Source organism: Polaromonas sp. UBA4122, assembly GCA_002381615.1.
Lineage (GTDB): Bacteria > Pseudomonadota > Gammaproteobacteria > Burkholderiales > Burkholderiaceae_C > Polaromonas.
Map to the genome: position 1 here is coordinate 1 of DFWY01000121.1, position 8,485 is coordinate 8,485.

Here is an 8,485-nt window from a genome sequence, read left to right on the forward strand (position 1 = left end):
AGATGTGTATAAGAGACAGGTTCGACCTCGGCCGGTAGACAGACCAGCTTGACGTTGTGTCCAGCCAGCAGCAGCTTGCTGCCTAGCAAGGAGCCGTAAGAGGCGCCCATGATGAGGATGTTGTAGGTTTTGCTCATAAAAAATCTCCACGTTGATTGCAAAGGGGGCCGGTAGATACCGGGAAACGGTGTAAATCAGGCAACATATTGACCAGCGCCGCTTTGCCCAGTACGGCGAATTTGGGGCCGCGATGATCGATCGTCACGTTGTCGATCGCACGCAGCACCCGGTCGGGGACATTGGTCGGTCCGGGGATTTGCAGGAAATGAAGGCCTGCGGGATGAGAGTCAAGCGTCAACATAAAATGTGTGTTCCGTGAATAGGTGTCATTTTTTGCATACAAAATTCATTTGTCAATAGGTTTATCCCTTAAATATTATTTGGCAGACATTATTTTTGCATACAATATTCGAATATGAGTGCTGACGTCATCCCTATTCCACGCGCCGCCCTGCATGAGCAGGTGGTGCAGCGCTTGCGCCAGATGCTGGTCGAAAGCCGCATCGTGCCGGGTGCCAAACTCAATGAGCGCGAGCTCAGCGAGGTTCTCAATGTCTCGCGCACGCCGCTGCGCGAGGCCATCAAGATGCTGGCCGCCGAAGGCCTGGTCGAGCTGCTACCCAACCGCGGTGCCATTGCGGTGGAGCTGTCCGAGACCGATGTGCTGAACACCTTTGAGGTAATGTCCGGGCTGGAGGCGCAGTCGGGCGAGCTGGCCGCGCAGCGCATCACCGATGCCGAGCTGGCCGAGATCAAGGCCATGCATTACGAGATGCTGGCCGCCTACACGCGGCGCGATCTGCCCGCCTATTACCGGCTGAACGCCGCTATTCACAGCGCGATCAATGCCGCCGCCAAAAACCCGGTACTCACCGCCACCTACAAGCAGGTCAATGCCCGGCTGCAGGCCTTACGCTTTCGCTCCAATCAGGACGGCGACAAATGGCGCGCGTCAGTAAAGGAGCACGAGCAAATGATTGAAGCGCTGAGCACGCGCAACGCGGCCGCCATGCGGGCCGTGTTGCTGATCCACCTGAACGAAAAGCGCGATGTCGTGATTAAGCAACTGCGCATGACCAGTCAGGCGGCCCCTCAGTCGGCCCCTTTGCCGACCAAGGCATGAACGCACTATGAACGCGCCATTGCCCCTGAAAGGGACGCAGGAAACTGCGGCACACGCTTACGACAACGTTGCGCGCGCGAGCAATGAAGTGGCTGGCCGGCTGGCGGCCAGGCTGGCAAGTGAAACCCACGGCGAAGTGCTTTTTTCCCCCGCTGACCGCGGCCGTTACGCCACCGACGCCTCGATTTACCAGGTGATGCCGGTGGGCGTGTTTGTTCCGCGTAGCGCGCCCGATGTACGGACCGCGCTCGATATCTGCCGTGACCTGGGCGTGCCCATCGTTCCACGCGGCGGCGGCACCAGCCAGTGCGGCCAAACAGTGGGCGCCGGACTGGTGATCGACCATGCCAAGCATGTTCGCAACATCATCGAAGTCGATGTCGACAAGCGCACGGCCGATGTCGAGCCCGGCATCGTGCTCGACCATCTGAACGCTGCGCTGAAAAAACATGGCCTCTGGTACCCGGTGGACGTGTCCACCAGCGCGCAGGCCACGCTGGGCGGCATGGCCGGCAACAACTCGTGCGGCAGCCGCAGCATTGCCTACGGCAACATGGTGCACAACGTGCTGGGCGCGCAAGTGTGGACCTCCGACAGCCAGCTACTGCAGCTGGGCCCCTACGCGAGCAGCAGCGGCAAAAGCCGCGAACTGGGCGACTACGTCCGTACTCTGGCCGCGCAGCTGCAACCGGCCATCAGCCAGCTCTGGCCCAAGGTCATGCGGCGCGTCGGCGGCTACAACCTGGATATTTTCGACAACCAGAGCGAGCGGCCCTACACCGCCGACGGTTCGGTCAACCTGGCGCACCTGCTGATAGGCAGCGAAGGCACACTGGCGCTGACCAAATCCCTGACGCTGCAACTGAGCGAGTTGCCAAAAGCCAAAGTGCTGGGCGTGGTGAACTTTCCCACCTTCTACCGGGCCATGGACGCGGCGCAACACATCGCCAAACTGGGCGAAGGCAGCCTCACGGCAGTGGAGTTGGTTGACCGCACGATGATTGATCTGTCGCTGCAGAACCCGGCTTTTGCGCCTACCATTCGCAGCGCGCTGATAGGCCGGCCCGAAGCCATCTTGCTGGTGGAGTTCTCGGGCGCCAGCAAGGCCAAACTGCTGCCGCAGCTCAAGCGGCTGGGTGAACTGATGGGCGACCTGCTGCTGCCCGACTCGGTAGTCGAAATGCTTGAGGACGCAGCGCAGAAAAACTTGTGGGAAGTGCGCAAAGCCGGGCTCAACATCATGATGAGCCTCAAGGGCGACGGCAAGCCGGTGAGTTTTATTGAAGACTGCGCCGTGCCGCTGGAGCACCTGGCCGAATACACCGACGCATTGACGGAGGTCTTCAAAAAATACGGCGCAAAAGGTACCTGGTATGCGCACGCCTCCGTCGGCACGCTGCATGTGCGGCCGATTCTGGACATGCGGCATGAGGGTGCAGCCAAAATGCGCGCGATTGCCGAGGAGGCTTCCGAGCTGGTGCGCAAGTTCAAAGGCGCCTACAGCGGCGAACATGGCGACGGCCTGTGCCGCGGCGAGTGGATCGCATGGCAGTTCGGCCCGCAGATCAATGAGGCCTTCGCCAAAATCAAGCAGGCCATGGACCCGCTGAACCTGCTGAGCCCGGGCCGCATCATCAACCCGCCCAAGATGGACGACACGCGGTTGATGCGCTTTGCGCCGAGTTACAAGGTCACTCCAATCCAAACCGCCCTCGATTGGCGCGCCTGGGACGTGCAGAACGACCCGGTCACCGAACAAACCAGCACACCGGGCAGCGGCGGCGACCCAGCGCAGGGTCTGGCCAAAGCCGTGGAGATGTGCAACAACAACGGCCACTGCCGCAAGTTTGACGCCGGCACCATGTGCCCCAGCTACCGCGTGACGCGCGACGAAAAGCATTTGACCCGCGGCCGCGCCAACACGCTGCGCCTCGCCCTGTCGGGCCAACTTGAGGGCATGAATGCCCAGGACGCCTTCACCAGCGAAGCCATGCAGGAAGCAATGGACCTGTGCGTGAGTTGCAAGGGTTGCAAGCGCGACTGTCCAACCGGCGTGGACATGGCCAAGATGAAGGTGGAGTTTTTGCATCACTATAAGTTCAAGCACGGCTACACACTCAAGGACAAACTGGTCGCCCGCCTGCCCGACTATGCCCACTGGGCCAGCCGCTTCGCCCCGCTGCTGAATCTGCGCGACAAAATTCCGGGCCTGGCCGCCTTGAGCGAGAAGCTGACCGGCTTTTCTGCAAAGCGCACGCTGCCCCAGTGGAAGACGCAGACCTTCTTCAACTCGGCGCCTAGCAGTGCCACACGCGAAGAGGTGCTGGTTGCCAGCAAGCCGGTCGTACTGTTTGTCGACACCTTCAACGGCACCTTTGAGTCAGACAACGCAAGTTCAGCATTAAAAGTGCTGCAAGCCGCCGGTTATACAGCGCACGTAGCGACCAAAACAACAGCAGATGGCAAGCACCTGTGCTGTGGCCGCACCTATCTGTCCCGCGGCATGGTGGACGAGGCCCGCGCCAAGGCGCGCGAAGTGGTTGACGCCCTGTTGCCCTTTGCTGAAAAAGGCATTGCCATCGTCGGACTGGAGCCTTCCTGCCTCTTGACCCTGCGCGACGAGATGCTGGTGATGGGTTTGGGCGAAGCGGCCCACACCATCAGTAAGCAGGCGCTGCTGTTTGAAGAGTTTCTGGCACGCGAAGCGGCTGCTGGCAAGCTGGATGAACTCAAGGCCAAACTCAAACCGGTTGGACAGCCCATTTTGCTGCACGGCCATTGCCACCAGAAGGCTTTTGGCGCGGTGAGCCCCATCATCGACGTGCTCAAACTGATTCCCGGTGCCCAGCCGGAGCTGATCGAGTCCAGCTGCTGCGGCATGGCTGGCAGCTTCGGCTACGAAGCCAGCCACTACGAGGTGTCCATGCAGATGGCCGAACTCAGTCTGTTACCCGCCGTACGCAAGCAGCCCGAGTCAATAGTGGTAGCCGACGGCACCAGTTGCCGTCACCAGATCCGTGATGGCGCACAGCGCGAGGCGATTCACGTGGCGGTGCTGATGGCGCGGCAGTTACGGGCTTGAAGCTGCGCGGCCTGGCGGCTAGCAACGCCTGACTTGCGTTCGTGCTGAGCTTGTCGAAGGTCGATGGCTTGACCGGTTCAGCCCAGAACGGTCAGGAGCCCTGGTTAGCTACACTTTTAATAGCTATAAGCAGCCGTATTCATTGGGCTAGAGCCCGATTTATATTATTTTTTTCCAGCTCAGGTTGCGAGCGTCATCAATTTCCAGGAAAGGCTGAGGATCAACGATCGAACGGTAGCGCGGTTGTCGCGTTCGATCAGCAGCACCGACACGTCGACCGGCAAGGCAGCGATGGTCTGCAGCAACTCCTCGCGATGGCTGGCGGCAGCACAGCGCAATCGTTGATGGCGCAGCAACTGGCCACATGGTTGAGCGCCTCTTTTCGCGACACATAACATGCCCGCGTACCGATCACCACGCCGAGGTCGGCCTCCCAGTCGGTCTTGACGGAACCTTTGGACAGCATGACCGGAGCATTAGGGCCCTGATTTGGTCAAGGCCATCACCACTGAGGCCGAGCTGCTGCACATCGGTCATGGCCGCGGCATCCGGCCCCACCAGATCGCAGCAGTACCCGAGGCCAGGAACGCTGCGTGATGGCAAAGCCCCAGGCCCGCTTCGCCGCCCATGATGACCGCTTGCCGGCCTGTGAGGTCGAGCTGGTTTATATGGTGATGCCGCCGTCAATGTTGTAAGCCTGGCCCGTCACAAAAGCGGATTCGTCACTGGCCAGAAACACCACCAGCGGTGCAATCTCATGGGCCTGGGCCAGGCGGCCCAGTGGCTGGCGTGCGATGAAGTTTTTCCTCGCCTCTACCGGATCGACGTTGGCATTGATGCGATCCTGCAGCGAAGGGGTGTCAACGGTACCGGGGCAGATGGCGTTGCAGCGGACACCCTGCCCGACAAAATCTGCCGCAATGCTTTTGGTGAGCCCGATCACCGCCGCCTTGGTTGTACCGTATATAAAGCGGTTCGGCAGCCCCTTGATACTGCTGCACACACTGGCCATGTTGATGATACTGCCGCCCTTCTTGGCCTGCATTTTTGGCAGGACGGTCTGAATCATCCAGAACTGCGAGCGCACATTGAGATTGAAGGCAAATTCCCATTCGGCGTCAGTGGCAACGAGCGCCGTGCCGCCGTGCACAAAGCCCGCACAGTTGAACAGCACATCCATCGCGGGCACCTCAGCCACCAGCTTTTGAATGGCGGCCTTGTCCAGCACGTCGAGCGGCAGCGCCGTTATGTTGGCCACGCCCTTGTAGCTCTCGAGCAGCTTGGCGTTCACGTCAGTAGCCCACACCTGCGCACCTTCTGCCGCAAGTGCCATGGCGCTGGCGCGCCCTATGCCCTGACCGGCTGCCGTGACCAGCGCGTTTTTGCCTTTCAGTCTCATGTCTTCTCCTTGATAAGTAGATAAGTAGATCGGCTACTTGCCGTTTTCAATAACGGGACCGTGCCATTCCATGCTCCAACCTGGCGTTTTTGGCGCGAATAGCGTCAGTTCGCACGAACTTGGGCGGACAATTGACGTGCCGCAGATGACTGGACTCAATAGTGACTTGCGGTTTCATGGGGGTATTAGAGGTATTACCGGGTTTAGCCGGATGCCGCGGAGATGGAATTATGGGATTATCAATTGGTCTGGCCACTTGTCCAATTCTGGCTAACCCTTAATACCGCTTCAAAAGCGCCCAGCATGCCGATCTCCGGTGCCACCCATGCAGCCAAGCTCACCCTCAAGACCGTCTGGTGGCTACGCATTGACGCGTTGTTCGAGCGCCTCATACGCTAATCGTTTGCCAACCATTCTCATAGATGCAAGTGACATGAAACCCTGGCACATCCTGGCCGACGATCTGACCGGCGCGCTCGACAGTGCCGCGGCATGGGCCAACGCAGGCAATGTGCCAGTGTTTCTGGATGAGCCTGGCCCATCCGCGCAGGCGGTGCAGGTCCTCGCCACGGGCACACGCGATGTGCCGCCCGCCAGCCTGCCGGCCATACTGGCACCCAGCCTGGACTGGCTAGTCGCCACCGGCAGCGCCTTCAAGAAAATCGACAGCCTGCTGCGCGGCAACACTTTTGCCGAGATCGCCTGGCTCATGCGCAGGGGGCGCTTTGCTGGCGTGGTGTTCGCGCCGGCATTTCCAGCGCAGGGGCGCTTCACGGCCCGGGGACGCCACTGGGTAGCGCCACCGCACCAGCCCCACGGCCCGCGCACGCACGAACACGCGTGCACGCTGCTGCAGGCCTTTTCCAACGTTGGACTAAGCGCGCACATTCCAACCCGTGTGCAGGATAGCCTGCAAGATGCGGGCAAGGTCGTGATTCCCGACATCCTGAGCGACCACGACCTGGACCAGCTTGCAACCCTGACGGCCGGTCCACAGGCGCAGCAATGGCTGTGGTGTGGCAGCGCCGGGCTGGCCTGGGCGCTGGCGCGGCAGGCCGCCGCCACAGCACCGGCAAGTGCCATCAGCGCGGCCCCGCCGCCCCCAGCCCCGGGCTCGACCCTGGTGCTGACCGCCAGCCGCCATCCGGTGCTGCGGGAACAATTGCGTCAACTGCCACCGCCCGAGACGCGCACCGAGGTACTCGATCTGGCCGAGGCGCAGCCCCTCTCCCCCGCCGAGGCGCAGGCCCGGCTGATGCAGCGCATGCACACCGTCATCACTACTTGGCCCCGCCCGACCACCCTGGTTGTGGTGGGCGGCGACACCTTGCTGGCCCTGTGCCGTGCTGCCGATGTGCGCAGCCTGCAGGCCGGAGCCAGTCCGCGCGCGGGCTGGGGTCGTGCCCGTCTGGTCGGTGGGCCGTGGGATGGCCTCACCTGTTATTCTCGCTCAGGGGCCTTCGGCCCGCCCGATGACCTGCGCGCCCTGTTGGCTGCAATCATCCCCTCATGCCACCCCGACTGACGAAGGAACAGCACACATGAACACACCCATCCGATTGGCCCTGACCATGGGCGACCCAGCGGGCATCGGCCCCGAGATCATCGTCAAGGCCGCGCACCAGATGCGCGATCTCGTCGCGCAGGGCCGCATCGAACTCAAGGTGCTGGGCAGCGCCCAGGCACTGGAGCGGGCCGCGCGCCTGCTCCAACTCGACACCGCTGCGCTGGACATGATCGACGTCGGGCCGGTGACACAACCGCTGACCACCGGCCAAATCAGCGAAGCCGGCGGTCACTGGGCCTACCGTGCCGTGGAACGTGCCGTGCAGCTCTGCCAGAGTGGCGAGGCCGACGCCATCGTGACTGCGCCCTTATGCAAGGAGGCACTGCACATGGCGGGCTATCCATTCGAAGGCCACACCGAAATGCTGGCCCATCTGACCGGCACGCGCGACGGCGTGATGATGCTGGCCCATGGCCCGATGCGCGTGACCCATGTCACCACCCACTGCGCCCTGGCCGAGGTGCCGGGCCGGCTCACGCCGCAGCGCCTGCGCCGTGTACTCGATGTGACGCTCGAAGCCCTTCACGCCTTGGGCATCCGCCAGCCGCGCGTGGCCGTGGCCGGGCTCAATCCGCATGCGGGCGAAGGCGGCATTCTGGGCAAGGAAGATGGCGCCGTCATCGCCCCCCTGGTGGCCGAATATGCCGCCGCCGGCCACGCCGTGACAGGCCCCTGGCCCGGTGATACGGTGTTCATCAAGCTGCGCGCCGCCCAGTTCGATGCGGTGGTAGCGATGTACCACGACCAGGGCCACATCCCGGTCAAGCTACTGGGCTTCAGCATCGATCCGGCCACGGGCGTGTGGCAGTCGGTCAGCGGCGTCAACATCACGCTGGGCCTGCCAATTCTGCGCACGTCGGTGGACCACGGCACGGCATTCGACATCGCGGGCACGGGCCGCGCCAGTGCCGAGAGCATGGTCGATGCCATCCAGTACGCCATGACGCTGGTGGAAGGCCGGCGCACAGCACGTCCTGCGCTCTAACTCCGCGGCCCCAAACCGATCAAGCTCTTCACACCACAGGAAAACACAAACACCCACGCTGCCTTCGCCATCTGTCGCGCTGCCGCGCCCGTGATGCGTCGCGCCGGGCACGGCAACATGATCAACACCACCTCGATTGCCGCGCGCACCGGCGGCGGTGAAGGCGCGGGCCTGTACGGTGCGGCCAAGGCCTTTGTCAGCACCATGCCCCGCGTGTTCGCGCGCGAGATGGCGCCGCACGGCGTGCGCGTCAACAGCGGCCAGCTCAT

6 protein-coding genes and 3 pseudogenes are annotated in these 8,485 nt (G+C 62.3%); 5 read left to right on the forward strand and 4 right to left on the reverse strand.

Annotated features, from left to right (window positions below; all coding sequences use genetic code 11):
- Window positions 1–202: 202 nt before the first annotated feature.
- Window positions 203–361 (reverse strand): annotated as a pseudogene (locus tag B3F77_RS15210) (serine--glyoxylate aminotransferase); the annotation flags it as partial.
- 114 nt (window positions 362–475) lie between these two features.
- On the opposite strand from B3F77_RS15210, the gene B3F77_RS15215 reads away from it, so the two are divergent.
- Both B3F77_RS15215 and B3F77_RS15220 read left to right on the forward strand, forming a co-directional pair.
- Entirely contained in the window at window positions 476–1,183 is a 708-nt protein-coding gene (locus tag B3F77_RS15215) for a GntR family transcriptional regulator (protein WP_293605765.1), read from the forward strand.
- A gap of 7 nt (window positions 1,184–1,190) precedes the next feature.
- Window positions 1,191–4,265 carry an FAD-binding and (Fe-S)-binding domain-containing protein gene (locus tag B3F77_RS15220; RefSeq protein ID WP_293605766.1) on the forward strand — a complete coding sequence of 1,025 codons (3,075 nt, stop codon included), beginning with the start codon at window positions 1,191–1,193 and terminating at the stop codon, window positions 4,263–4,265.
- A gap of 245 nt (window positions 4,266–4,510) precedes the next feature.
- Here B3F77_RS15220 and B3F77_RS21030 read toward each other — a convergent pair.
- From B3F77_RS21030 to B3F77_RS15235, 3 genes and pseudogenes are all read right to left on the reverse strand, one after another.
- Window positions 4,511–4,588 (reverse strand): annotated as a pseudogene (locus B3F77_RS21030) (ABC transporter ATP-binding protein); the annotation flags it as partial.
- Window positions 4,589–4,602: 14 nt separating this feature from the next.
- Window positions 4,603–4,752: pseudogene (locus tag B3F77_RS15230) on the reverse strand (fumarylacetoacetate hydrolase family protein); the annotation flags it as partial.
- 177 nt (window positions 4,753–4,929) lie between these two features.
- Window positions 4,930–5,664: an SDR family oxidoreductase gene (locus tag B3F77_RS15235; RefSeq protein ID WP_293605767.1), complete on the reverse strand. Its 735-nt coding sequence runs from the start codon at window positions 5,662–5,664 to the stop codon at window positions 4,930–4,932.
- Between the two features lie 433 nt (window positions 5,665–6,097).
- Between B3F77_RS15235 and B3F77_RS15240 the strand changes: the two genes are divergently transcribed.
- The 3 genes from B3F77_RS15240 to B3F77_RS21035 all read left to right on the forward strand — a co-directional run.
- Entirely contained in the window at window positions 6,098–7,189 is a 1,092-nt protein-coding gene (locus B3F77_RS15240; RefSeq protein ID WP_293605768.1) for a four-carbon acid sugar kinase family protein, read from the forward strand.
- A 16-nt stretch (window positions 7,190–7,205) separates the two neighbouring features.
- Window positions 7,206–8,216, forward strand: coding sequence for a 4-hydroxythreonine-4-phosphate dehydrogenase PdxA (gene pdxA / locus B3F77_RS15245; RefSeq protein WP_293605769.1), 1,011 nt, complete (start codon window positions 7,206–7,208; stop codon window positions 8,214–8,216).
- Between the two features lie 18 nt (window positions 8,217–8,234).
- On the forward strand, window positions 8,235–8,485 hold a 251-nt coding region (locus tag B3F77_RS21035; RefSeq protein WP_414703019.1), incomplete at its 3' end, for an SDR family oxidoreductase.

Excerpts from the sequence above, each read along its gene's own strand:
- B3F77_RS15215 (WP_293605765.1), top strand. The coding sequence starts at position 476 with ATGAGTGCTGACGTCATCCCTATTCCACGCGCCGCCCTGCATGAGCAG.
- B3F77_RS15220 (WP_293605766.1), top strand. The coding sequence starts at position 1,191 with ATGAACGCGCCATTGCCCCTGAAAGGGACGCAGGAAACTGCGGCACAC.
- B3F77_RS15235 (WP_293605767.1), bottom strand. The coding sequence starts at position 5,664 with ATGAGACTGAAAGGCAAAAACGCGCTGGTCACGGCAGCCGGTCAGGGC.
- B3F77_RS15240 (WP_293605768.1), top strand. The coding sequence starts at position 6,098 with ATGAAACCCTGGCACATCCTGGCCGACGATCTGACCGGCGCGCTCGAC.
- pdxA (WP_293605769.1), top strand. The coding sequence starts at position 7,206 with ATGAACACACCCATCCGATTGGCCCTGACCATGGGCGACCCAGCGGGC.